The 24,552-nt window shown below is 70.7% G+C and carries 19 protein-coding genes and 5 tRNA genes; 10 read left to right on the top strand and 14 right to left on the bottom strand.

The window, feature by feature from the left end; all coding sequences use genetic code 11:
• Positions 1-22: 22 nt before the first annotated feature.
• The 3 genes from ABZ386_RS18250 to leuC all read right to left on the bottom strand — a co-directional run bounded on the left by ABZ386_RS18250 (position 23) and on the right by leuC (position 2,561).
• Complete coding sequence (locus ABZ386_RS18250) at positions 23-253, bottom strand: hypothetical protein (RefSeq protein WP_351341185.1); 231 nt, start codon at positions 251-253, stop codon at positions 23-25.
• A 277-nt stretch (positions 254-530) separates the two neighbouring features.
• Positions 531-1,124, bottom strand: coding sequence for a 3-isopropylmalate dehydratase small subunit (leuD, locus tag ABZ386_RS18245; RefSeq protein WP_114255518.1), 594 nt, complete (start codon positions 1,122-1,124; stop codon positions 531-533).
• 6 nt (positions 1,125-1,130) lie between these two features.
• Positions 1,131-2,561 (bottom strand): 3-isopropylmalate dehydratase large subunit, encoded by a 1,431-nt coding sequence (gene leuC, locus ABZ386_RS18240; protein WP_351341182.1) that lies wholly within the window; start codon positions 2,559-2,561, stop codon positions 1,131-1,133.
• 194 nt (positions 2,562-2,755) lie between these two features.
• Between leuC and ndgR the strand changes: the two genes are divergently transcribed.
• Entirely contained in the window at positions 2,756-3,472 is a 717-nt protein-coding gene (gene ndgR, locus ABZ386_RS18235; protein WP_010044585.1) for an IclR family transcriptional regulator NdgR, read from the top strand.
• Positions 3,473-3,645: 173 nt separating this feature from the next.
• Here the strand turns inward: ndgR and ABZ386_RS18230 are convergent.
• The 10 genes from ABZ386_RS18230 to ABZ386_RS18185 all read right to left on the bottom strand — a co-directional run bounded on the left by ABZ386_RS18230 (position 3,646) and on the right by ABZ386_RS18185 (position 9,972).
• Positions 3,646-3,718 (bottom strand) — tRNA-Glu (locus tag ABZ386_RS18230).
• Between the two features lie 28 nt (positions 3,719-3,746).
• Positions 3,747-3,818: transfer RNA gene (locus ABZ386_RS18225), tRNA-Gln, on the bottom strand.
• A gap of 20 nt (positions 3,819-3,838) precedes the next feature.
• A tRNA-Glu gene (locus ABZ386_RS18220) sits at positions 3,839-3,911 on the bottom strand.
• 29 nt (positions 3,912-3,940) lie between these two features.
• Positions 3,941-4,013 (bottom strand) — tRNA-Glu (locus ABZ386_RS18215).
• A 21-nt stretch (positions 4,014-4,034) separates the two neighbouring features.
• Positions 4,035-4,106: transfer RNA gene (locus ABZ386_RS18210), tRNA-Gln, on the bottom strand.
• Between the two features lie 91 nt (positions 4,107-4,197).
• Entirely contained in the window at positions 4,198-4,929 is a 732-nt protein-coding gene (locus ABZ386_RS18205; protein WP_358965089.1) for an HAD family hydrolase, read from the bottom strand.
• Between the two features lie 29 nt (positions 4,930-4,958).
• Positions 4,959-7,178, bottom strand: a complete 2,220-nt coding sequence (locus ABZ386_RS18200; protein WP_358965088.1) for a hypothetical protein — start codon at positions 7,176-7,178, stop codon at positions 4,959-4,961.
• Positions 7,179-7,346: 168 nt separating this feature from the next.
• On the bottom strand, positions 7,347-8,831 hold the full coding sequence (gene gltX / locus ABZ386_RS18195; RefSeq protein ID WP_358965086.1) for a glutamate--tRNA ligase: 1,485 nt from the start codon (positions 8,829-8,831) through the stop codon (positions 7,347-7,349).
• A complete protein-coding gene (locus tag ABZ386_RS18190) occupies positions 8,815-9,591 on the bottom strand; it encodes a fumarylacetoacetate hydrolase family protein (RefSeq protein WP_351341171.1) in 777 nt (258 codons plus the stop codon). The genes gltX and ABZ386_RS18190 overlap by 17 nt, the downstream gene beginning before the upstream one ends.
• 195 nt (positions 9,592-9,786) lie before the next feature.
• Positions 9,787-9,972: a hypothetical protein gene (locus ABZ386_RS18185; protein ID WP_358965296.1), complete on the bottom strand. Its 186-nt coding sequence runs from the start codon at positions 9,970-9,972 to the stop codon at positions 9,787-9,789.
• 607 nt (positions 9,973-10,579) lie between these two features.
• On the opposite strand from ABZ386_RS18185, the gene ABZ386_RS18180 reads away from it, so the two are divergent.
• From ABZ386_RS18180 to ABZ386_RS18140, 9 genes are all read left to right on the top strand, one after another.
• Complete coding sequence (locus ABZ386_RS18180) at positions 10,580-14,341, top strand: nitrate- and nitrite sensing domain-containing protein (protein ID WP_356502117.1); 3,762 nt, start codon at positions 10,580-10,582, stop codon at positions 14,339-14,341.
• A gap of 9 nt (positions 14,342-14,350) precedes the next feature.
• Complete coding sequence (locus tag ABZ386_RS18175) at positions 14,351-14,764, top strand: roadblock/LC7 domain-containing protein (RefSeq protein ID WP_030851929.1); 414 nt, start codon at positions 14,351-14,353, stop codon at positions 14,762-14,764.
• Between the two features lie 111 nt (positions 14,765-14,875).
• Positions 14,876-15,271 carry a DUF742 domain-containing protein gene (locus ABZ386_RS18170; RefSeq protein WP_031121441.1) on the top strand — a complete coding sequence of 132 codons (396 nt, stop codon included), beginning with the start codon at positions 14,876-14,878 and terminating at the stop codon, positions 15,269-15,271.
• Positions 15,252-15,827 (top strand): ATP/GTP-binding protein, encoded by a 576-nt coding sequence (locus tag ABZ386_RS18165; protein WP_020271455.1) that lies wholly within the window; start codon positions 15,252-15,254, stop codon positions 15,825-15,827. The genes ABZ386_RS18170 and ABZ386_RS18165 overlap by 20 nt, the downstream gene beginning before the upstream one ends.
• A 378-nt stretch (positions 15,828-16,205) precedes the next feature.
• Entirely contained in the window at positions 16,206-19,520 is a 3,315-nt protein-coding gene (locus ABZ386_RS18160; protein ID WP_358965084.1) for a nitrate- and nitrite sensing domain-containing protein, read from the top strand.
• Between the two features lie 10 nt (positions 19,521-19,530).
• Positions 19,531-19,944 carry a roadblock/LC7 domain-containing protein gene (locus tag ABZ386_RS18155; protein ID WP_004983065.1) on the top strand — a complete coding sequence of 138 codons (414 nt, stop codon included), beginning with the start codon at positions 19,531-19,533 and terminating at the stop codon, positions 19,942-19,944.
• 94 nt (positions 19,945-20,038) lie between these two features.
• Complete coding sequence (locus tag ABZ386_RS18150; protein ID WP_114255510.1) at positions 20,039-20,617, top strand: DUF742 domain-containing protein; 579 nt, start codon at positions 20,039-20,041, stop codon at positions 20,615-20,617.
• Positions 20,598-21,179 (top strand): ATP/GTP-binding protein, encoded by a 582-nt coding sequence (locus ABZ386_RS18145; RefSeq protein ID WP_114255509.1) that lies wholly within the window; start codon positions 20,598-20,600, stop codon positions 21,177-21,179. The genes ABZ386_RS18150 and ABZ386_RS18145 overlap by 20 nt, the downstream gene beginning before the upstream one ends.
• 78 nt (positions 21,180-21,257) lie before the next feature.
• Positions 21,258-24,278, top strand: a complete 3,021-nt coding sequence (locus ABZ386_RS18140; protein ID WP_358965082.1) for an NACHT domain-containing protein — start codon at positions 21,258-21,260, stop codon at positions 24,276-24,278.
• A gap of 55 nt (positions 24,279-24,333) precedes the next feature.
• Here ABZ386_RS18140 and ABZ386_RS18135 read toward each other — a convergent pair whose 3' ends face one another.
• Complete coding sequence (locus tag ABZ386_RS18135) at positions 24,334-24,528, bottom strand: acyl-CoA carboxylase epsilon subunit (RefSeq protein WP_114255508.1); 195 nt, start codon at positions 24,526-24,528, stop codon at positions 24,334-24,336.
• Between the last annotated feature and the right edge of the window lie 24 nt (positions 24,529-24,552).

Below are 24,552 nucleotides of genomic sequence, written 5' to 3'. Positions count from 1 at the left end.
GAACTCGACGGTGTCGAGGGGTTCAGCGTTCCTCGTCGGGGAGACGTCCCTCTTCGAGGTCCGCGTTGAACCGCTCCAGTCGCCTTGCCGCGTCGGCGAGATCGTGCTTGGCCGCGGCCGTAATGACCAGCAGCTTCCGGGTCAGCGCCATCCGTACGCCCTCCGGGACTTGCAGTGCGCGCACCCTTGCGTGCGCTTCCTTGAGTTGGCCCGCGACTGCCGTATAGAGCTCGAGTTGGCCGTCGTGTTCCATGCACAGATTGTGCCATCTGGGGCGAGTTGTCGCCTGCGCAGGGGACAACTGCCGCCTCAAACGGCCTTCCGGGCACCCACGGCAGTCACGGCTGTACCACTCGCGTACCCCAACAACCACCGGCATAACGTGGGAAGTTGACAGCGCCGGTCCGGGCGTGCAGGGCCGTTCGGGTGCAGACACAGCTGTACCCCCGATCGGGCTGATCGGGGGTACAGAGAGGGTGTTGCGGTGGCCGAAAGTCGCCTTGTTCAGGGGCGGCGGATCGTGCTCCGGATCAGACCGGGAGCGTCCGCGGCTTGAACGACGGGCGCTTCGCCTCGTACGCGGCGATGTCCGCCTCGTTCTGCAGGGTGATCGAGATGTCGTCGAGGCCGTTCAGCAGCCGCCAGCGGGAATTCTCGTCCAGCTCGAAGGAGGCGGTGATGCCCTCGGCGCGCACCTCGCGGCGCTCCAGGTCGACGGTGATCTCGGCCTGCGGGTCCTTCTCGGTGAGCTCCCACAGCGCGTCCACGATCTTCTGCTCCAGCACGACCGTGAGCAGGCCGTTCTTGAGCGAGTTGCCGCGGAAGATGTCGGCGAAGCGGGAGGAGATCACGGCCTTGAAGCCGTAGTTCTGCAGCGCCCAGACGGCGTGCTCACGGGAGGAGCCGGTGCCGAAGTCGGGGCCCGCGACCAGCACGGTCGCGCCCTGGCGCTCGGGCTGGTTGAGGACGAACGTCTCGTCCTTGCGCCAGGCCTCGAACAGCCCGTCCTCGAACCCGTCCCGGGTCACCTTCTTGAGCCAGTGGGCGGGGATGATCTGGTCGGTGTCGACGTTGCTGCGGCGCAGCGGGACGGCCCGGCCGGTGTGGGTGGTGAATGCTTCCATGACTGATCAGACTCCAGCGGGCGTACGGACGTCGGCGTCGGCCAGGTCGGCCGGGGAGGCCAGGTGGCCCAGGACGGCGGTCGCGGCGGCGACCTGCGGCGACACCAGGTGCGTACGGCCGCCCTTGCCCTGCCGCCCCTCGAAGTTGCGGTTGGAGGTGGACGCGGAGCGCTCACCCGGGGCCAGCTGGTCGGGGTTCATGCCCAGACACATGGAGCAGCCCGCGTGCCGCCACTCGGCGCCGGCCTCCTTGAAGACGACGTCCAGACCCTCGGAGACGGCCTGCAGTCCGACCCGCGCGGAGCCCGGGACGACCAGCATCCGTACGCCGTCGGCGACTTTGCGGCCCTTGAGCAGCTCGGCCGCGGCACGCAGGTCCTCGATGCGGCCGTTGGTGCAGGAGCCTACGAAGACGGTGTCCACCTTGATGGAGCGCAGCGGCTGCCCGGCCTCCAACCCCATGTACTCCAGGGCCTTTTCGGCGGCGTAGCGCTCCGATGCGTCTTCGTACGAAGCAGGATCGGGGACGGACGCCGAAAGCGGTGCGCCCTGACCCGGGTTGGTGCCCCAGGTGACGAACGGCGACAGCTCGGCGGCGTCGATGACGACCTCGGCGTCGAACTCGGCGTCCTCGTCCGTCTTCAGCGTCTTCCAGTACGCGACGGCGGCGTCCCAGTCCTCGCCCTCGGGGGCGTGCGGACGGCCCTTGAGGTAGGCGAAGGTGGTCTCGTCGGGGGCGATCATGCCCGCGCGGGCGCCGGCCTCGATCGACATGTTGCAGATGGTCATCCGGGCCTCCATCGAGAGCTTCTCGATGGCCTCGCCGCGGTACTCCAGGACGTAGCCCTGGCCGCCGCCCGTGCCGATCTTCGCGATGATCGCGAGGATCAGGTCCTTGGCGGTGACGCCCTCGGGCAGCTCGCCGTCGACCGTGATCGCCATGGTCTTGGGGCGGGTCATCGGCAGCGTCTGGGTGGCCAGCACGTGCTCCACCTGGGAGGTGCCGATGCCGAACGCCAGCGCGCCGAAGGCGCCGTGCGTGGAGGTGTGGGAGTCGCCGCAGACGACGGTCATGCCGGGCTGGGTCAGACCCAGCTGCGGGCCGACGACGTGCACGACGCCCTGCTCGACGTCGCCCAGCGGGTGCAGGCGCACCCCGAACTCGGCGGCGTTCTTGCGCAGGGTCTCCAGCTGGACCCGGGAGACCGGGTCGGCGATGGGCTTGTCGATGTCGAGGGTGGGGGTGTTGTGGTCCTCGGTGGCGATGGTGAGGTCGAGGCGCCGCACCGTGCGCCCGCTCTTGCGGAGGCCGTCGAAGGCCTGCGGGCTGGTCACCTCGTGCAGCAGGTGCAGATCGATGAAGAGAAGGTCGGGCTCGCCCTCGGCGCGCCGGACGACATGGTCGTCCCAGACTTTCTCCGCGAGTGTCCTACCCATCGCTGTTCCCTCCGGCCGACGACGATCCGCCGACCCAACTAGAGATCTTGAGGAGGCGGGCCCGCGCCCCTGGTTCCGGGCACCGCCGCCAGGCCCGTACGTCACGGGCCGTTGTGACTTCGTGTCTTCCAGAGTGGCGGGTTCCACGGAAATTTGAACTTGCGTTTCACAGAGTGAGACGCGAGTATCGTTTCATGGACAACAGTAGCGGCGTCGGCGTTCTGGACAAGGCGGCCCTCGTCCTGAGCGCTCTGGAGTCCGGTCCGGCCACCCTCGCGGGTCTGGTCGGTGCCACCGGACTGGCACGACCCACGGCCCACCGCCTGGCCGTGGCGCTGGAACACCACCGCATGGTGGCGCGCGACATGCAGGGCCGTTTCATTCTCGGCCCGCGTCTGGCCGAGCTGGCCGCGGCCGCGGGTGAGGACCGTCTCCTCGCCACCGCGGGCCCGGTGCTCACGCATCTCCGTGACGTCACGGGCGAGAGCGCGCAGCTCTACCGCCGCCAGGGCGACATGCGCATCTGCGTCGCCGCGGCGGAGCGCCTGTCCGGTCTGCGGGACACGGTCCCGGTCGGCTCGACGCTCACGATGAAGGCCGGCTCCTCGGCGCAGATCCTGCTGGCCTGGGAGGAGCCGGAGCGGCTGCACCGCGGCCTGCAGGGGGCGCGCTTCACGGCGACGGCCCTGTCGGGCGTACGGCGCCGGGGCTGGGCCCAGTCGATCGGTGAGCGGGAGCCGGGCGTCGCGTCCGTCTCGGCGCCGGTGCGGGGTCCTTCCAACCGTGTGGTGGCCGCGGTGTCGGTGTCCGGGCCGATCGAGCGGCTGACGCGGCACCCTGGCCGGATGCATGCGCAGGCTGTGATCGATGCCGCGGGGCGCCTCTCCGAGGCACTTCGGCGTACGGGCTGAGCGTTTCGGGGGAGGTCGGTCTCAACGCCGCGGCAGGCCTTCCCCGACCAGGCGCCCCAGCCGGACCGGTTTCGTGTTGAGTGCCGGCCCGCCTGTGGCTGGTCGCGCAGTTCCCCGCGCCCCCAGCGCATACAGAAGAGGCCCTCCACCGAAGTGGAGGGCCTTTCACTGTGTACCCCCGACCGGATTCGAACCGGCGCTACCGCCTTGAGAGGGCGGCGTGCTAGGCCGCTACACAACGGGGGCGTGGACTCTGCGTTTCCGCAGGTCCGAGCTGGTCTACCTGGACTCGAACCAAGACTAACTGAACCAGAATCAGTCGTGCTGCCAATTACACCATAGACCAATGTGGTTTAGACCAGTCAGTACCCCCGACCGGATTCGAACCGGCGCTACCGCCTTGAGAGGGCGGCGTGCTAGGCCGCTACACAACGGGGGCCCTAGCGATCCCGACAAGATCGGAACCAGTACCCCCGACCGGATTCGAACCGGCGCTACTGCCTTGAGAGGGCAGCGTGCTAGGCCGCTACACAACGGGGGCTTTGCAGATGAGCTCTGCGAGCTGGCCTACCTGGACTCGAACCAAGACTAACTGAACCAGAATCAGTCGTGCTGCCAATTACACCATAGGCCACTGGAACGCAAGCCCCCGAGGGGGTTTTGTTCTAGTTCGCTCCCCCGGGCTCCGGCCTTTCGGCCCGCTCCCCGGCGGCGCAGGAAGAACATTACCCGAAGGTGGACGGGGCTCCAAAACGAGTATCCGCGCCGAGGAGCGAGGGCAGTTCGGCGAGGGAGGCGATGCGGTGCGGCCCGACGGGCGCCTCGATCGTGGCGTACAGGCCGCCGCGGTCGATCCACACCGACAGCAGCCCGGCGTCGGCGGCGCCCCGCCCGTCGATCTCCGGGTGGTCACCGACGTACGCGACCTGGTGCGGAGCGAGGGCGAGGGCCTCGCAGACGGCGTGGAAGGCTCCGGCCTCGGGTTTGGAGACGCCGAGTTCCGCCGCGCACAGGATGGTCTCGAAGCGGTCGTGGACGCCGAGGACGCGCAGTTTGCGGTCCTGGACGTGGAGGCTGGAGTTGGAGAGCACCGCGTGCCGGTGGCTGGCGGCGAGGGCGTCGAGGACGGGCAGGACGTCCGGGAACAGCGCCCAGACCGCCTCGTAGTGGGCGACGTACCGCTGGAACCAGGCGTCGGCCTCGGCGTCGGTCAGCTCCTGCCCGACGAACATCCGTACGCGGTCGCGGCGCTGGGCCTCGAAGGTGGCCTCTCCGGCGGCGAAGCGGGCCCACTGCAGGTCGGTGATCTCCCGCCAGCGGGTGATGGCCTGCTCGACGGTGCCGAAGTCGTCGAGCAGGCCCTCGGCCGCCAGGTGGGCGCGCATGCCGAGGCGGTCGGCGGTGGTGTAGTCGAAGAGGGTGTCGTCGACGTCCCAGACCACGGCTTGGATGCTCATGGTCCGACCGTACCCACCGCTGTCCGCTCTCAGCCCAGCGTCATGGTGCCGGAGAGGGTGAGGTCCGGGCCCTGGTCGTCGCGCGGGTGGGCGGTGAGCTTCCAGGTGTAGGTGCCGCCCGTGACGCCGCCGCCGTTGTCGGTGGTGCCGTCCCAGGCGGGGCGGACGGCGGCTCCGGTGGAGGCGCCAGTCAGGGTGCGCAGGACCGTGCCGGAGGCGGTGGCGAGGGTCAGGGTCCAGGTGGACGGCTTGTTCAGCTGCCACACCGGCGACCAGGGGAACGACCTGCCGATCACGGTCGGCGAGTAGACCTGGGCCTCCATCTGCGCGAGGGGCGAGGCGGGGACGCCGCTGGGGACGATCGACACCTCGCCGTAGGTGCCGTTGAGGTAGGCGATGTGTCCGCCGAAGCGGTCGACGGCCCAGCGGCCGTTGCTGCCGCCGGTGTTCTGGTCCGTGGCCGGCAGCTTCACCAGGGCGCGGGTGGTGGCGGTGCCGGTGTGGAAGTCGGTGAGCAGCAGGTCGTGGGTGGTGCGGTTCTCGCGGAGCAGGAAGCCGTCGGCGAGGCGGGCCGGGCCGTGGTCGGCCGGGACCGTGATCTTGCGGTGGGTGGCGCGGTCGTAGACGCCCGCGGTGCTGCCGCAGGACCAGTACAGCCAGGTGTTGACGGCCTGGATGTCGGTGGGAGTGCAGGGGGCGCCGGTGGCGATGGTGGTGGTCGTGCCGGTCTTGAGGTTGCGGCCGGTGACCGCGCCCTGGGTGCTGCCCGGGGCCCACAGGGTCTGGCCCCAGACGGCGGCGGCGGTGCGGTCGCGGGTGAGGGTGGCCGTGCCGCTCGTGGCGCCGCGCGGGAAGTCGATGATCCGCTGCTTGCCGGAGGCGCCGTTGTAGAGCACGTAGCGGCCGGTGCTGCCGGCGATGCGGCCGCCGGAGTCGCCGTCCGTGCGGCCGCTGACGGTGGTGGTGGCGTCGAGGCCGACGCCGAGGACGGATTCCTGGCCCGCGGAGTCGGTCCACAGGTGGGCGACCCGGCCGTCGCCCAGGGCCTCCAGCTGGGGGCAGGCGGCGTCGCCGGTGAGGCAGGTGGTCGGGCTCTGCGCGGGGCTGCGGCGCGTCTGGGGGCCGGCGGGCCGGCCCGTGGCGTCCAGCTGGAAGCCGCTGTAGCGGTACGAGGCGCCCGGCGTCGCGCCGTAGAGGAACAGCTCGCCGCCGGAGACGGCCAGTCCCTGCACCTGGGTCGCCGCGGCGGGGATGCGGGCCACCTTCTCGGTGGTGAGGCCGCCGGCGTCGTCGGGGGTGATCCGGTGGACGTTCCAGTCGAGGCTGGAGGCACCGGCCGTGGCCAGGGCACCGCCGTCCAGGGTCGGGCCGATCCCGCCGAACGACGAGGGGAGCACGGTGCTGACGGCGCCGGTGACCAGGGAGCGCGCGGACAGTGCGGCTTCGGTGCCGACCTGGACGAATCCCGGGTTGCCGATCAGGAGTTGATCACCGACGACGGCTTCCAGCCGGGCGTCGTGCCTGCTGAGCGCGGTGGGCTCGGTGCCGGGCTCGGCGTCCACCCGGATCGCCTGCCAGTCGGCGACGAGCCAGCGGTCGTTGAAGGCGACCTGCGGGACCGCGGTGTCCCCGGTGACGTAGCTGCGGAAGGTGCCGTCCGCGAGGTCGATCAGGCCGACGGACGTCTTGCCGTCCAGGGCGTAGACGACCGCGAGGCGGCGGACCGAGCCGCCGGTGAGGTACGCGGTGGGGCGGGCGCCGGCCGGCAGGCCGGTGACGGGGATGTCGGTGGCGAGGCCGTCGGCGACGGAGCGCAGGACGTGCAGGGCGCCGGTGCCGTCCATGGTCAGCACGCTCCAGCCCACGGCCCCCCGGAAGGTCTGGCCGGTGGGGATCGGCACGGTGGCGGTCGCGCCCGTGGAGCGGTGCTTCTGGGTGACCTTCTGGCCGTCGCGGGTGTTCACGACGTCGGTGCCGGTGGCCAGGTCGTCGGGGCCGGCGTGCGCGGGCGGGACGGTGTCCGGGTAGTCGACCGTGGTGACGGTGCCGCCGGTCGCCGGGCGCCACTGGAAGCCGGAGGCGCCGGCCCACGGGTAGTCGACCGTCACTCGCTGCTCCGTGACCAGCCGTACCGTGCCCACCGGCTCGTCGGCCTCCGGCGCCGCCTGCGCGGGTGCGGTCAGCACGCTGCAGGACAGGGCCACCACCCCGCCGACGGCCGCGTGGACGAGTCTTCGTGAACGGCTCATGTTTCCTCCCCCGGTACCGGGCGCACACGCGCACCGTGTGCAACAGGGGTATCCAACGTCTCCGCGGGAAGCGGCAGTTGGCCGGAAGGGTGAACTCCGGGTGACGGCTGGGCGGACACGGCGAGGGCGGCGCCCGAACCGGACGCCGCCCTCACGGGAACCGCGTCGTTACGCGGCCAGCTTCGCCAGCGCCGCGTCGATCCGGGCCAGGGTCTTCTCCTTGCCCAGGATCTCCAGGGACTCGAACAGCGGCAGGCCGACCGTGCGGCCGGTGACCGCGACGCGGACCGGGGCCTGGGCCTTGCCGAGCTTGAGGCCGTGGGCCTCGCCGGCGGCCAGGACGGCCTCCTTGAGCGACTCGGCGGAGGTCCAGTCGGCCGCCTGAAGCTTCTCGCGGGCCGTGCGCAGCAGGGCGTCGGAGCCCTCCTTCATGGCCTTGTTCCAGGAGGCCTCGTCCTCCACCGGCTCCGGCAGGAAGAGGAAGTCGACGTTGTCGGTGATCTCGGAGAGGACCTTGAGGCGGGTCTGCGCGTGCGGGGCGATGGCCTGCCACTTGGCCTCGTCGAAGGCCTCCGGGGCCCAGGGGGCGAAGGGCGCCTGGAGCCACGGGCGGCAGCGCTCCGTGAAGTCCTTCACGTCCAGCAGGCGGATGTGGTCGCCGTTGATGGCCTCGCACTTCTTGAGGTCGAAGCGGGCCGGGTTCGGGTTCACGTCGGAGATGTCGAACGCCGCGATCATCTCGTCGATCCCGAAGACGTCCTGGTCGGCCGAGAGGGACCAGCCGAGCAGCGAGAGGTAGTTGAGCAGGCCCTCGGGGAGGAAGCCGCGCTCCCGGTACAGGTTGAGCGAGGACTGCGGGTCGCGCTTGGAGAGCTTCTTGTTGCCCTCGCCCATCACGTACGGCAGGTGGCCGAACTCGGGGATGCCCTTGGCGATGCCCAGCTCGATCAGCGCCTTGTACAGGGCGATCTGGCGGGGGGTGGAGGAGAGCAGGTCCTCGCCGCGCAGGACGTGGGTGATCTCCATCAGGGCGTCGTCGACCGGGTTGACCAGCGTGTACAGCGGGGCGCCGTTGGCGCGGACGATGCCGTAGTCCGGGACGTTCTCCGGGGTGAAGGTCAGCTCGCCGCGGACCAGGTCGGTGAAGGTGATCGTCTCGTCGGGCATGCGGAAGCGGACGATCGGCTCGCGCCCCTGGGCCTGGTACTCCTCGACCTGGGCGGCGGTCAGCTCGCGGCAGTGGCCGTCGTAGCCGGAGGGCTTGCCGGCGGCGCGGGCGGCCTCGCGGCGGGTGTCCAGCTCCTCCTGGGAGCAGTAGCAGCGGTAGGCGTAGCCGCCGTCCAGGAGCTTCTGCGCGACGTCCTTGTACAGGTCCATGCGCTGCGACTGGCGGTACGGCGCGTGCGGGCCGCCGACCTCGGGGCCCTCGTCCCAGTCGAAGCCCAGCCAGCGCATCGAGTCGAGCAGCTGGGTGTAGGACTCCTCGGAGTCGCGGGCCGCGTCGGTGTCCTCGATGCGGAAGACCAGGGTGCCCTGGTGGTGCTTGGCGAACGCCCAGTTGAACAGGGCGGTGCGCACCAGGCCCACATGGGGGTTACCGGTGGGCGACGGGCAGAAACGAACGCGTACGGGTGCGCTAGCCACGCTTGACAACCTTGTTGGTGAGAGTGCCGATGCCTTCGATGGTGACGGCGACCTCGTCGCCGACGTTGAGGGGGCCGACCCCAGCCGGGGTGCCCGTGAGGATCACGTCGCCGGGGAGCAGCGTCATGGCCTCGGAGATGTTGACGATCAGGTCCTCGATGGAGTGGATCATCTCGCTGGTGCGGCCGAGCTGGCGCTGCTGGCCGTTGACCGTGAGCTGGATGGTCAGGTCGGAGGGGTCGAGGTCGGTCTCCACCCAGGGGCCGAGCGGGCAGGAGCTGTCGAAGCCCTTGGCCCGGGCCCACTGCTTCTCGCGCTTCTGGACGTCGCGGGCGGTGATGTCGTTGGCGCAGGTGTAGCCGAAGATCACGTCCTTGACGCGCTCGCGCGGGACCTCGCGGCACATCCGGCCGATGACCACGGCCAGCTCGGCCTCGTGGTGCACCTCGGAGGAGAAGGAGGGGTACTGGATGTCGTCGCCGGGGCCGATCACCGAGGTGGACGGCTTGAAGAAGGCGAAGGGGGCCTCGGGGACCTCGTTGCCCAGCTCCCGGGCGTGGTCGGCGTAGTTGCGGCCGAAGGCCACGACCTTGTTGGGCAGCACCGGGGGCAGCAGCCTGACCTTGGCGACCGGCACCTTCGTGCCGGAGAGCTCGTAGTCCGCGAACGGGATGCCCTTGATGATGTCCAGGACGAGCTCGTCCTGCTTCTCGCCCTCGATGGCGCCGAAGGCGACGTTCCCGTCGATGGAGAATCTGGCGATGCGCACGGGATGCTTGGCCCCTTGACTGAAGCGGCTGGAGTCTGACGCTCCAGGCTAACGCGGGGAGGGGTCCCGGCCGCGCGCATGACGAAGTGCCCGCCGCGCGCATGACGAAGGGGCGCCCCGTCGCCGGGGGCGCCCCTCGAAGTTCGTATCCCGCCGCCGTGAGCATTCGGCGGCCGGCACGCGTACTGCCTGGTGTCACTCCGCGGCCGCGGTGGCCGCGACGGGGATCTCCATGAGGACGGTGCGCTTGGGGTTGGCGGTCTGGGCCGGAAGTTCGACGGGGTGCTCCGGCAGTTCCGGCGTCTGCAGTTCGTCGGCGCCGTCGAGGTGCGCCAGCGTCGTGCGTCGCGGGTTGGCGATCTTGTGGAACATCGTCGTCATCTTCACTGTTTACTTGACCCTGTCCTGTGACGGGCGCCCCGAGGGTGCGAGACCCCCGCGGGGGCGCGGGTTGTCGGTTTTGCCATCTCTGTAAAGCGTCAGGCTAAACACGGGATTCCCGGCGCAGTCGGCAAGGGTCCATGATCAGCATGTGAGTTTTGTCACGGATCAGGGGTCGAATCGGTCAATCCGGACTCGCGAGTAGCCCCAACGAAACGGACATTGGCTCACTGAAGCCCTCATTCCGCTCCTGATCATGGCGACTGGGACACCCGTCACGGCTCGGCGACTCGCGGGCATACGCCCGAAATGGACGAACTCACCTTCTACGTCCGGTGATTCCCCACTCACGCGGTGTCACCTATGTCACGGCCTGGCCTACGGGCCTTGTTGGAGATCCTGTGCTGTGCTGGAATCTCACGGACCGCCGCAGGATCGAGCCGGCGCACAGGGGGCGCACAGACGCGCCGAGTGGCGGCGAGAAGGGGGAGCCAGCGCCGGTCACCCAACGACCACCACGGGGGCGTACTCAGGGCGTCCCCAGAACGCCGACACCGTGCTCCGCCGTTCTGACGACGGGGTGCCTGGTCCAGAGGTTGCGACGCTAGTGCAGGGACGTTTCAAGAGGGATGGCAACGCTTCGGCGGAGCCGGAGCCGCACGGCGGGACTGGCCCCATGAATGGCGGCCCCTCGCCCCAGCACGCCCAGAACCCGGGCCCGGCCGGTGACGGCGGTGAGCGCCCGGGGCGCCCCGGTGCGTCGGCCCCCTCCGGGCCCGCGGGCCCGGCCCCGGCCCTGAAGCCGCCGGCCGGTCCGACCGGCCCCGGGCCGCGAATAGCCCTGCGCAACTGGCGCATCTCCACCCGACTGGTGTCGCTGCTCGCGCTCCCGGTGGTCGCGGCCACCTCGCTGGGCGCGCTGCGCATCAACCAGTCCATGGACGACATCCAGCAGCTCGACAACATGAAGCTGCTGACGGACATGACCAAGCAGGCCACCGAGCTGTCCGCCGCCCTCCAGGAGGAGCGCGACCAGTCGGCGGGCCCGCTCGCGCACGGCGGCAAGGCGACCGACTTCACGGTCAAAGGTCTTCGGGAAAAGACCGACCGGGCGCGCAAGAACTTCCTCGACGCGTCCGAGGAGATCGACACCGCCAGCAAGGACGGCAACCTCAAGGGCGTCCGCGAGTACCTCATCCAGATCGCCGGTGAGCTGGGCGACCTGGAGCAGATCCGCAAGGGCGCCTACGCCTCCGAGGGCAACTCCACGCAGACGATCGAGGCGTACCACCGTCTGATCGAGAGCCTGATCGACCTCTCCCAGGACATGGCCGAGGCGACCAGCAACCCGGACATGATCCAGCGCACGCGTGCGCTGGCCGCGTTCTCCTCCGCCAAGGAGTACTCGTCGATCCAGCGCGCGGCCCTCGCCGCGGCGCTGCCCGCGAGCAACACCACCACCGGCAGGCTCTCCCCGAACGACCGGCTCTACGCCCAGTCGGCCCTGGAGAGCCAGAAGTCCGAGATCCGCAGCTTCAAGAGCATCTACGGCGAGGACGCCGCCGCCGAGCTGCTGAAGCCGATCGAGGACGGCGGCAACTCCACGATCAAGGCGACCGACACCTACGCGGGCCGCGCCCTGGTCTCCGCGAGCGGTCTCGCCCAGCAGGACAAGCGGTCCTACCGCGACTGGCTGGACGACAGCTCCACCAAGATCCAGCAGATGAAGAACATCGAGCACACCCTGCTCGAGCAGATGGAACAGAAGGCCCGCGAGCTGCGCAGCGCCACCGAGCGCGACGCGATCATCTCCGGTGCGCTGATCCTGCTCGTGCTCGGTGTGTCGCTGGTCGGCGCCTTCGTCGTGGCCCGCTCCATGATCCGCTCGCTGCGCCGCCTGGAGGAGACCGCGACCAAGGTCGCCTCCGACCGGCTGCCCGAGCTGGTCAAGCAGCTGTCCGAGTCCGACCCGCAGGACGTCGACACGTCCGTGGAGTCGGTCGGTGTGCACTCCCGGGACGAGATCGGCCGGGTGGCCGCGGCCTTCGACGACGTGCACCGCGAGGCGGTCCGCCTCGCCGCCGAGCAGGCCCTGCTGCGGGGCAACGTCAACGCGATGTTCACCAACCTCTCGCGCCGCTCCCAGGGCCTCATCCAGCGTCAGCTGTCGCTCATCTCCGAACTGGAGTCCCGCGAGGCCGACCCGGACCAGCTGTCCTCGCTGTTCAAGCTCGACCACCTCGCGACGCGTATGCGCCGTAACGGTGAGAACCTGCTGGTTCTCGCGGGTGAGGAGCCCGGTCGCCGGTGGACCCGCCCGGTCCCGCTGGTCGACGTGCTCCGCGCCGCCGCCTCCGAGGTGGAGCAGTACGAGCGCATCGAGCTGGCCTCCGTGCCGACCACCGAAGTGGCCGGCCGGGTCGTCAACGACCTCGTGCACCTGCTCGCCGAGCTGCTGGAGAACGCGACCTCGTTCTCCTCGCCGCAGACCAAGGTCAAGGTCACCGGTCACGCCCTGCCCGACGGCCGGGTGCTGATCGAGATCCACGACACCGGCATCGGCCTCTCCCCCGAGGACCTCGCGGCGATCAACGAGCGGCTCGCCTCTCCCCCGACGGTGGACGTCTCCGTCTCCCGCCGCATGGGTCTGTTCGTGGTCGGCCGCCTGTCCCAGCGCCACGGCATCCGCATCCAGCTCCGCCCGTCCGACTCCGGTGGTACGACCGCGCTGGTCATGCTGCCCGTCGACGTCGCCCAGGGCGGCAAGAAGCCCCAGCCCAAGCAGGGCGGCCAGCCGCCGGTCGGCGGTGGCGGTCCGGCCGCCGCGCAGGCCGCCGCGGGTGCGGCCGCGGCCCGGCGGGCCGCCGGTGCCGGCCAGGGCGGCGGTGCCCTCGGGGCCGGCCCGTCCGGTGGCGGTGCCTTCGGCGGCGGTGGCCGGCTCGGCCAGGGCCAGGGCCCGCGCGCCGCACTGCCCGGCCGCGACGGAGACGGTGGCCGTCCGGGAGCCCCGGGCGGAGCGCGCGGACCCCAGGGCCCCGGCAACTCGTCCTTCGAACAGGGCGGTCCCGCGCAGGGCCGGCCCGCTCCGGCCGGCGCCGGGTTCGGGCAGGCGCCGGGTGCGCCGCAGGGCCTTCAGGCCGCGGGCACCAACGGGCCGCAGGGCCAGGACGCCTTCGGCGGTGGCCGGGGCCGGCAGCAGGGCGGCAACACCGAGCAGGGCCAGGGCCGTCGGCCGCAGCTGCCGCCGCGCGGTGGCCCGCGCGCCGAGCTGCCCGGCGGCGACCCGCAGCCGCGCGTGCCGAGCTGGAGCGACGAGAACGCCCAGCCGCCGGTGCCGCGTGCCTCGCTGGACACCCCGCGCGGGCATGAGGAGCCGGACGTCTCCCGTACGTCGGCCATGCCGCGGATCGACGACCGCCAGGGCCCCGGCTCGACGGCGGAGATCCCGGCCGTGCCGGGCGAGGACTTCGGCGGCCCGCAGCAGTCGGACCCGTTCGCCGACCCCGGCGCGAACGGCCAGCAGGGCTCGTTCGTCCGCCCGGACGTCTTCGGCGCCCCGAACGGCCGCCGGGACACCTCGCCCACGACCGGCCAGTACCCGGCACCGCAGAGCCCGCAGTCCTACGACAACGGCTCCACGGGCCAGTACCCGGCGCCCCGCCAGGACAACGGCTCGACCGGCCAGTACCCGGCGCCCCGCCAGGACGGCAACTCCACCGGCTACGCCCCGCCGCGTCAGGACAACGGCTCCGGCCGGCCCACCCTGCCCGGTCCGGCCACCCCGGCCGACCCGGCGGGCACGGGCCGGTTCGAGCGGCCGCAGACGGGCGGCACCCGGGGCGGGTCCGACTTCGGCGCCCCGCGCCCGCCCGCCCCGCAGGCCCGGCCCGCCCGGCAGGAGCCCGAGGCCCTGCCGCCGGCGTCCGGCCCGGGCGACGGTCGTACGCCGCTGTACGACACGCTCGAGACCAACTGGTTCCACGGCCAGCAGGAGCAGCAGCAGCCGCAGAGCAACGGCTCGGCTCCGGCCCCGCAGCAGCCGCAGGGACCCACCGGTCCCCAGCGGTCCGCCCCCGCAGGCTGGCGTACCTCGCCGAACGACGACCTCGTCCGCCAGGCCGAGCGCGTCCGCCAGCCCGCCGCGGGCGGTGTCACCACCTCCGGCCTGCCTCGCCGGGTGCCCCGGGCGAACCTCGTTCCGGGCACGGCTCAGCAGCAATCGCACCAGAGCGGTCCTCAGGTCTCGCGCGCCCCCGATGACGTGCGCGGCCGGCTGACCAATCTCCGTCGGGGTATCGCACAGGGTCGTCAGGCCGGCTCCACCCAGACCGGCAGCTTCCCACGGCCCACTCACCAGCAGGAGCGTTAGTTGAGTCCGATGAGCCAGGCGGCACAGAACCTCAACTGGTTGATCACCAACTTCGTGGACAACACCCCCGGGGTGTCCCACACCGTCGTCGTGTCCGCCGACGGCCTCCTCCTGGCGATGTCGGAGGGCTTCCCGCGCGACCGTGCGGACCAGCTCGCGGCCGTCGCCTCGGGCCTGACGTCCCTGACGGCGGGCGCCTCCCGGATCTTCGAGGGCGGTGAGGTGGCGCAGACGGTCGTGGAGATGGAGCGGGGATTCCTCTTCCTGATGTCCGTCTCGGACGGCTCGTCCCTCGCGGTTCTCGCCCATCCCGAGTGCGACATCGGCCTCGTCGGCTACGAGATGGCTCTCCTGGTCGACCGCGCGGGCGCGGTCCTGACCCCCGACCTGCGAGCTGAGCTCCAAGGCAGTCTGCTCCATTGATCGGCCCCGGCACCACCCGTCTCACCACATCACCGTCCGGCCGCCACACACCCCACACAGGCCTCGTCAGACGGCTCGACTGACCGACTTGCTGTCCCGCCCGGAGGACTCATGACCCCGCCCACCGCCTCTCATGATCCGTACGCGGAGCCGTACGAGGACGAGGGCGACCAGCCGCTGGTACGGCCGTATGCCATGACCGGCGGCCGGACCCGGCCGCGCTACCAGCTGGCCATCGAGGCACTGATCAGTACGACCGCCGACCCGGCGGCGCTCATGGGACTGCTCCCGGAGCACCAGCGCATCTGCCACCTGTGCCGTGAGGTGAAGTCGGTGGCCGAGGTCTCGGCGCTGCTCAACATGCCGCTCGGTGTGGCCCGGATCCTGGTCGCGGACCTCGCCGAGGCCGGTCTCGTCGCGATCCACCAGCCGGGCGGCGACGAGGCCACCGGTGCGCCGGACGTGACACTGCTCGAAAGGGTGCTCAGTGGACTTCGCAAGCTCTGACGCGGGTCGTTCCACCACCTCCGCGAAGATCGTGGTGGCGGGCGGCTTCGGCGTGGGCAAGACCACGTTCGTCGGCGCCGTCTCGGAGATCAACCCGCTGCGGACCGAGGCCGTGATGACCTCGGCGAGCGCGGGCATCGACGACCTGACGCACACCGGGGACAAGACCACCACCACGGTGGCCATGGACTTCGGCCGTATCACCCTGGACCAGGACCTGATCCTGTACCTGTTCGGTACGCCGGGTCAGGACCGGTTCTGGTTCATGTGGGACGACCTGGTGCGCGGCGCCATCGGTGCCGTGGTCCTGGTGGACACCCGCCGTCTGGCCGACTGCTTCCCCGCCGTCGACTACTTCGAGAACAGCGGCCTGCCGTTCGTCATCGCCCTCAACGGCTTCGACGGGCAGCAGCCGTACACGCCGGACGAGGTGCGCGAGGCGCTGCAGATCGGCCCCGACACCCCGATCATCACGACGGACGCCCGGCATCGGGCCGATGCGAAGAGCGCCCTGATCACGCTGGTCGAGCACGCTTTGATGGCACGGCTGAGGTAGCACCCAATTCAGAAGCGCCATACGGCAGTTGTCGTAGATGCTCCGGAGCTGGCTGTGTCCTTTGACACGGTCGGCCAAGGTGTTCATAACGTTTCGGCAGAGGAATCGGGTGGTACGGCCACGCGTCGCGCACATCCGGTCTCGCTGCGCGCACGATCGCCCCGCCTTTTGGCGGGGCTCGTTCTTTATGACCGTTTTATCTGGGGCTTACACCCTCCCGTATCCCTGCCCTCGACTGTTTGGAAGAGCGCAGGTCGTCGTGCTGGAATGCCTGAACTGCCCAATAGTCAATGACGTACTCGTCCATCGAGGACGTGGTTGGGCTCTGAGACACTGCGGCACAACGTTGGTGCCGACCGCCGAGAGGTTGTTGGTCGAGTGAGGCGAAGCAAGAACAGTCCCGAGCCGTCGGCCCGGGGCAACTTCACCCCGCCGCCGCGCACAGCGGCGCCCGCCCCCGTGCCCGGTTCGGAGCCGACGGCCGCACCCGCTCAGAGCGGTGGCCGTCTCTCCCCGCGCAACTGGCGCGTGGCGACCAGGCTCAACGCGATCCTGCTCATACCCGTGCTCGTCGGCCTCGTCATGGGCGGCTTCCAGGTCAAGAGCTCGATCGACACCTGGCAGGAGGCCGAGGACGCGGAGAACACCGCCCGCCTGGTCCGCGCCTCCCTGCTCTACGCCAACGCCCTCTACAACGAGCGCGACACCTCCGCCGCACCCCTGCTGAAGGGCAGCGCCCAGACCGCCCAGGACAAGGCGACCGTCGCCCAGGTCCGCAAGGCCACCGACGAGGCCGCCGACGCCTTCGACGCCGCCGCCCAGAACATGCCGGCCAAGCCCGGCCTGGAGCGCCGGCTGAAGCTGTTCCGCGAGGCGGAGCCGAAGCTGGCCACCCTGCGCCAGGTCGCGTACACCTCCAAGCTCAAGGGCGTCCAGACCGAAGAGGGCTACGTCGAGGTGGCCCACCCGCTGACCGAGTTCGCCAACGAACTCGGCCTCGGCACCGGCAACATCACCAGCTACGGCCGGACCGTGTACGCCATCGAGCTCACCAAGGCGGCCCTGTCGCTGCAGCGCTCCATCGGCATGCACATCCTGATCAAGCCGGGCCCGGACGACGGCAACCTGGCCAGCCAGCGCATCGCCCTGTCCTCGTACGCCTACCTCGAGCGCATCGCCGTCGAGGAGTACATCGGCGGCGGTACCGAGGAGGACGCGGCCAAGCTCAAGGCGGCCGAGGCGAAGCTGAAGACCGACGGCGCCGCGCTGGCCCGGGAGGCCAAGGCCAAGAACCCGGACTACGTGCCGCCGCCCTCGAAGCCGGAGACGATGGTCTCGGCCCTCGCGACGCTGCAGAGCACGGACCCGAGCGCCCGCGCCGCCCTCGCCGAGCGGGGCATCACCGCCGAGAACTGGTGGACGGTCAACACCCTCAAGTTCAACGCCTACGAGAAGATCGAGGCGGACATGGCGGACAAGGCGGTGAGCGAGGCCTCCGACATCGCCGACGCCGCCCAGCGCGACGCCTACATCACCGGTGCCGCCGTCGTCGTCGCCCTGCTCCTCGCCTTCATCCTGGCCGGTGCGGTCGCCCGCCAGATGAGCCGCTCGATGCGCCAGCTGCGCAACGCCGCCTTCGGCATCGCCGAGCAGCGCCTGCCGATGCTGGTCGACCAGCTCTCGCGCACCGACCCCGGACGCGTCGACACCCGCGTGCAGGCCATCCCGATCACCACCACGGACGAGATCGGCGAGGTCGCCCGTGCCTTCGACCAGGTCCACCGCGAGGCCGTCCGGCTCGCCGCCGAGCAGGCCCTGCTGCGGGGCAACATCAACGCGATCTTCACCAACCTCTCGCGCCGCAACCAGTCGCTGATCGAGGGCCAGCTGACCCTGATCACCGACCTGGAGAACAACGAGGCCGACCCGGACCAGCTGGAGAACCTCTTCAAGCTGGACCACCTCGCGACCCGCATGCGCCGCAACGGCGAGAACCTCCTCGTCCTCGCCGGCGAGGAGCCCGGCCGCCGCTGGGACCAGCCGGTCCCGCTGGTCGACGTGCTGCGCGCCGCCTCCTCCGAGGTGGAGCAGTACGAGCGCATCGAGCTGTCCGGCGTCCCCGAGGCCGAGATCCACGGCCGGGCCGTGACCGACCTCGTGCACCTGCTCGCCGAGCTGCTGGAGAACGCCACGACGTTCTCCTCCCCGCAGACCAAGGTCCGCGTCACCGCGACCCGGCTGCCCGACGGCCGCGTGATGATCGAGATCCACGACAAGGGCATCGGCCTGACCGCCGAGGACTTCGCGGACATCAACCACAAGCTGGCCAACCCGCCGACCGTGGACGCCGCGATCTCGCAGCGCATGGGCCTGTTCGTGGTCGGCCGGCTGTCCGACCGGCACGGCATCCGCGTCCAGCTGCGCCCCTCGGGCGAGCAGGCCGGCACCACCTCGCTGGTCATGCTGCCCGACGCGATCACCCACGGCGGTGGCGGCGAGCAGCACGTGGACCGCGACGAGTTCACCGTCTCGCAGATCATCCCGGAGCAGAACTTCGGCGGCGAGAACTTCAACCAGCAGCCCATGCGCACGGCCGCGGAGCTCGGCTTCGACGACAGCCGCTACTCCGACGTCCCCGACGACATACGCGAGCTGGACCCCGTCGGCCGCTCCCTGATGCGCGAGGAGCGCCGGGCGGCCCTGGAGGCCCAGGCGCACCAGCAGCCCGCCCTGCCCGGACAGAACGCCCAGGAGCAGGCCGAGACGCCCGCGTACCAGGACGAGTACAACGCGCAGCACGGCTACGACGCCGGCCAGGCCTACGACACCGGCCAGACCGGCTACCCCGAGCAGCAGCCCTCCGCGTACGACCGTCAGGCGCCGTACGAGGAGCAGCGGCAGACGGCGTACGAGGAGCAGCGGCAGACGGCGTACGAGGAGCAGCAGCGGCAGTCGTACGAGGAGCAGTACTACGCGCCGAACGGCGGCCTGCCGCAGAACGACACCTTCTCGCCGAACGGCGGCTACCCGGAGCCCTCCTATGCGGAGCCGGCCCAGGAGGAGCCCGCGGCGCCGGGTGCGGGCGTGCCCGACAGCTTCCCCGCCTTCGAGCAGCGGCGCTACCAGGATGACTGGCCGCAGCAGGACGGTTACCAGAACGGCTACCCGAACCAGTACCCTTCTCAGACCCCGGAAACGGAATCTGCGCAGGCCGCTGACGCGGGTGAGCAGGACCGCGTAGGCTTCGACCGTCCGGGACCGGCCCACTCCGCCGCACCCTCGCTGACCGACGCCGGGCTTCCCCGCCGCGGGTCCGCCGCGAGCGGTGCGAACGGCGCGGGCGGCGCCCGGCACGCGAGCCAGGAGCCTCCGGCCTCCACCCCGGAGAGCAACGGCGACAGCGACTGGCGTTCGGCGAACGACGAGCGGTGGCAGCAGGCCTCGCAGCTCCGGAAGCCGAAGGCGGGCGGGGTCACCTCCTCCGGCCTGCCGAGGCGGGTACCCAAGGCCAACCTGATCGAGGGTTCCGCCGAGAGCACTCCCCAGGGAGGCCCACAGGTCTCCCGTGCCCCGGAGGACGTCCGGGGCAGGCTGAGCAACCTGCGCCGGGGTGTCCAACGCGGACGCAGCGCAGGCAGTGAAACGAACGGCCAGGGCTTCGGTCCTGACAGCACCTACAACCAGGAGCGTTAGTGTGAGCCCGATGAGCCAGGCGGCACAGAACCTGAACTGGTTGATCACCAACTTCGTGGACAACACCCCGGGGGTGTCCCACACGGTGGTGGTCTCCGCCGACGGACTCCTTCTGGCGATGTCCGAAGGCTTTCCCCGCGACCGCGCCGACCAGCTCGCGGCCGTCGCCTCCGGTCTGACGTCTCTGACGGCAGGCGCCTCCCGGATCTTCGAGGGTGGCAGCGTGAACCAGACGGTTGTGGAGATGGAGCGGGGATTCCTCTTCATCATGTCCATCTCCGACGGCTCGTCTCTCGCGGTTCTCGCACATCCGGAGGCGGACATCGGCCTCATCGGGTACGAGATGGCGCTGCTCGTGGACCGAGCCGGTACGGTCCTGACCCCGGACCTTCGTGCGGAGCTCCAGGGGAGCCTGCTCAACTAACAGACGGACGGTGCGTTGTGGCGTCCCGTAGCCGTAAGGTTTCGGGACGCGGCTCCACAGCGATGGGTGCCAGGCACAGTCGGAGGAGGAGAAAGTGGCAACACCCCCAGGCGGTTCGTCTTCGGGCAACTGGTCGTACGGCCCTGCCCAGGGTCAGGGCGACGGTGGTCAGAACCCGAACCGTTACAACTTCCCCTCCGCACCGAGCCACCGGCAGCCGTACGCGCCACAGGGCCCCGGCCCGTCGCCGTACGACCAGCCGTCGGCCCCGCGCATCCAGCCCGTGCAGCCGCAGCGCCGCACCCCCGAGCCGGCGCCCGCCGGGGCGTCGAACAACCCGTTGGTGCGTCCGTACGCCATGACCGGCGGCCGGACCCGCCCGCGCTACCAGCTCGCCATCGAGGCGCTGGTGCACACCACTGCGCAGCCGCACCAGATGCAGGGCCAGTTGCCCGAGCATCAGCGGATCTGCAACCTCTGCCGGGAAATCAAGTCGGTCGCCGAGATCTCGGCGCTCCTCACGATCCCTCTCGGCGTGGCCAGGATCCTCGTCGCCGACTTGGCGGAGGCGGGACTGGTCGCCATCCATCAGCCCGGCGGCGACGAGAACGCCGGCGGCCAGCCAGACGTGACACTGCTCGAAAGGGTGCTCAGTGGACTTCGCAAGCTCTAGCGGAGGGCCTTCCCGCTCCACCACGTCCGCGAAGATCGTGGTGGCTGGCGGCTTCGGCGTGGGCAAGACCACGTTCGTCGGCGCCGTCTCGGAGATCAATCCGCTGCGCACAGAGGCCGTCATGACGTCCGCTTCGGCGGGGATCGACGACCTCACCCACACCGGCGACAAGACCACCACCACGGTGGCCATGGACTTCGGCCGTATCACCCTGGACCAGGACCTGATCCTGTACCTGTTCGGTACGCCGGGTCAGGACCGGTTCTGGTTCATGTGGGACGACCTGGTGCGCGGCGCCATCGGCGCCGTGGTCCTCGTCGACACGAGGAGGCTCGCCGACTGCTTCCCCGCCGTCGACTACTTCGAGAACTCGGGCCTGCCGTTCGTCATCGCCCTCAACGGCTTCGACGGGCAGCAGCCGTACACGCCCGACGAGGTGCGCGAGGCGCTGCAGATCGGCCCCGACACCCCGATCATCACGACGGACGCCCGCCATCGCGCGGACGCGAAGTCGACGCTGATCACGCTGGTCGAGCATGCGCTGATGGCGCGGCTGCGGTAATCGGCACGTTCGTCTTGCGGCCCTCGTTCCTCCTGTGGGAGGAGTGGGGGCCGCAGGTGTTTTCCGAAAGGGGGCGCGATGAGTGCGGAGGCGGCGGCGTTACGGCTGGGCACGACCGTGGCGAAGACGGCGGCCGACCTGTGGCTGGGCGGCAAGCGGCGGCAGCAGGAGCGGCATCTGTCGCTGGCGGAGCTGGTGCGGGTACGGGTGCCCGGGCTGCGGTTGCAGCGGAGTGTGGAGCGGCAGTTCGGGCAGGTCACCGACGCCGTGTTCGACCGGCTGGAGCCGTATCTGGAGCACGAGTTCCGAGGGCTGGACGAAGCCGGCCGGCAGGCCGTGATCGACGCGGTGTGCGACACGTTCGCGCGGGCGGACCTCTCCGACGAGGCCGTGCTCGCGGCGGATGCCAACGCCGCTGAGCTGATCCGCCGTATCACCACGTCGGTGCCGCCGCCGGTGGGCCTGAACGAGGCGGAGTCCCGGCTGTACGAGGTGCTGTTCGCCGAGTGCGTCGAGTACTACGTGCGGATCGTGCGGAGCCTGCCCGTCTTCGAGGAACGGGCGGCGACAGAGCTGCTGGCCCGGACGGCCACGCTCGGCGCCGAGGTGGCCCGGCTCCTGGAGCGGCTGCCGGACCGCTCCCTGCTCGCGCCGGACGGCACGGACCGGGACACGGCGTTCCGGCGCCGGTACCTGGAACTGGTGAGCCGGGATCTGGACGAGGTGGAGCTGTTCCGGCGTACGTCGGACCGGGCGGCGGGGCCCCGGGTGCGTTTGTCGGTGGCCTACGTGAGCCTTCGGGCCACCGGGGACGACGGGACCCGGCGGCGCGCCGCCCGGCCCTTCTCCGGGCTGCGGCCCGGCATGAGCGACTGGGAGGAGGCCGGAGGCGAGAGTTCCGGGATGCGGGTCGAGGCCGGGCTCAGCGGGGCCTCGCGGGTGCTGCTGCGGGGTGAGGCGGGTTCGGGCAAGACGACCCTGCTGCGATGGCTGGCCGTGACGGCGGCGCGCGGCGCCTTCTCCGGAGAGCTGGCCGACTGGAACGGCCTGACGCCCGTCTTCGTCAAGCTGCGGGAGTACAGCGGCCGTACGCCGCCGAACCCGGACGCGATGCTCGACGGGGTCGCCGGGCCGATCACCGGCATCATGCCCAAGGGCTGGGTGGAGCGGCAGCTCGACTCGGGCCGGGCCCTGCTGCTGATCGACGGCGTGGACGAACTGCTCGACCGGGAGCGCCGGGCGGTCCGGGACTGGCTGCGCAAGCTGCTCGTGGCGTACGACGGGGTGCGGGTGGTCGTCACCTCCCGCCCCGCGGCGGCCGGGGTGGACTGGCTGCGCGCGGAGCACTTCACCGCGATGCACCTGGACCGCATGAGCCCACCCGACCTGGCGGCGTTCGTACGGCAGTGGCACCAGGCGGTGCGGGAGCTGGGCGAGGACCTGCCCTGTCCCGTGGACGACCTGCCGCTGTACGAGCAGTCCCTGCTGACCAGCCTGAAGGACCGCCCACACCTGCAGTCCCTGGCGGGCACTCCTCTGCTGGCGGCGATGCTGTGCGCCATGCACCTCAACCGGGGGCGGCAACTGCCCCGGGACCGCATGGAGTTGTACCGGAACGCGCTGCACACGCTGGTCCACGACCGGGACGCCGACCGGAACGTGCCGAGCGCGGTGGACAGCAAGCTGAGCCTCAGCGACAAGCTGGTGATCCTTCGGGACCTGGCCTGGCGGCTGTCGGACAACAACCGCAGCGAGATCTCCGTGGAGCGGGCCGCCGTGCACGTGGGCCGCAAGCTGCGGGCGATGCGGCACCTGGACGGCCTGGAGGGTGGCCAGGTCCTCGACCAGCTCCGGCATCGCTCGGGCATCCTCCGCTCCCCCGCCGAGGCCCGCCTGGACTTCGTGCACCGGACGTTCCAGGAGTACCTGGCCTCCGCCGAGGCGGCGGAGGAGGACCGGATGGGCAACCTCGTGGAGCGGGCGCACCTGGACCTGTGGCGGGAGACGGTCATCATGGCGGCGGGCCATGCGAACGCCCGCCAGCGGGAGGAGTTGCTGGGCGGCATCCTCGACCGGGCGGACCGGGAGCCGCGGCACGCGCGTGTCCTGCGACTGCTGGCGGCGTCCTGCCAGGAGACGTTGCCGGAGGTCTCCGACGGGTTGGCCGGCCGGCTGGAGGAGGCGGTGTCGCGGCTGTTGCCGGCGCGGCGGCAGACGGATCCGCCTGCGTTGGCGGCGGTGGGGACGAGTCTGCTGCGGAGGTTGCCGAGGTCGTTGGGGGAGCTGACGGAGAAGGCTGCGGCACAGACGGTGCGGACGGTGGCGTTGATCGGTGGGGCGGAGGCGCTGGCGTTGTTGGCGCGCTACGCCGATGACGACCGGGACGAGGTGGTCGAGGCGCTCATCGAGGCGTGGGGGTATTTCGACGCCGATGCCTATGCCGACGAGATTCTGGCGAGGTTGCCGCTCGCGGGCCGACAGGTCAGGCTGACCCACTCCGGCCAGTGGCCGGCAGTCAGCCGCCTCGGTTCCATCGACAACGTGTGGATCACTCATTCCGTCACTGATCTCACGGTCCTCACCGAACTCCGCCCCTTCAGACAAGTCGCCTTTGTCGCACTTCTCGGCGAGGTGGATTTGTCGCCACTCGTGACACAAACGTCGCTGGTGCAACTGGTGCTGACCGGCCGTGCGTCGCTGAAGAACATCGATGTCCTAGGGGAACCCCCCGCACTGGAGATCCTGCACCTCGGCTACCGCTGCCTGCCCGACCTGGGCGAGCTGCGTTTGGGCGCGAACTTGCAGTTCCTGAGTCTGCACAACTTCGACGCGTCCCTGGATCTCGCTCTCCTCAGGCACGACCCGATCAGATGGCTGGGGCTGTATGCCAATGACATCTGTCTGCCCCGGAGTGTCCATGCCTTGTCCGCCCTGCCCCGGCTGACAAACCTGCGCCTCAGCCGCATCGATATTGCCGCTTGGTTGGAGGCCGGGCCGTTCCCTCCGCCCACCGTGACAGACCTGTCCCTGTGGGACTGCGCCCTCCCTGACGATCCCGCCGCGCTCGAACTCCCCGGGGTGAACATCACCGTCGACTGACACCGACGGCCCCGTTCCTCGCGAGGAAGAACGGGGCCGTCGGCAGGTGCGGGGGTCAGCGCCAGCTGTGCGGGGCGCGGAAGCCCGGTTCGCGTTCCAGGCGGCGCCAGCCGGCCTTGACGCGGCCGCGGTGGGCCGGGGCCGGGTCCGTGGGGCGGGCGGCGGCGCGGGCCAGGAGGATCGCCGTGAGGGCGGCGACTTCCTCGGGCTCGGCGTGGCCCTTCTCGACGCGGATATCAGGAATGTCCATGGGTGTCAGTCTCCGTGAGAGAGA

It is taken from the genome of Streptomyces sp. NPDC006140 (assembly GCF_040628815.1).
Lineage (GTDB): Bacteria > Actinomycetota > Actinomycetes > Streptomycetales > Streptomycetaceae > Streptomyces.
The sequence above is the reverse complement of the archived record's forward strand: the minus strand, read 5'-3'. Positions and strand labels throughout refer to the sequence as shown.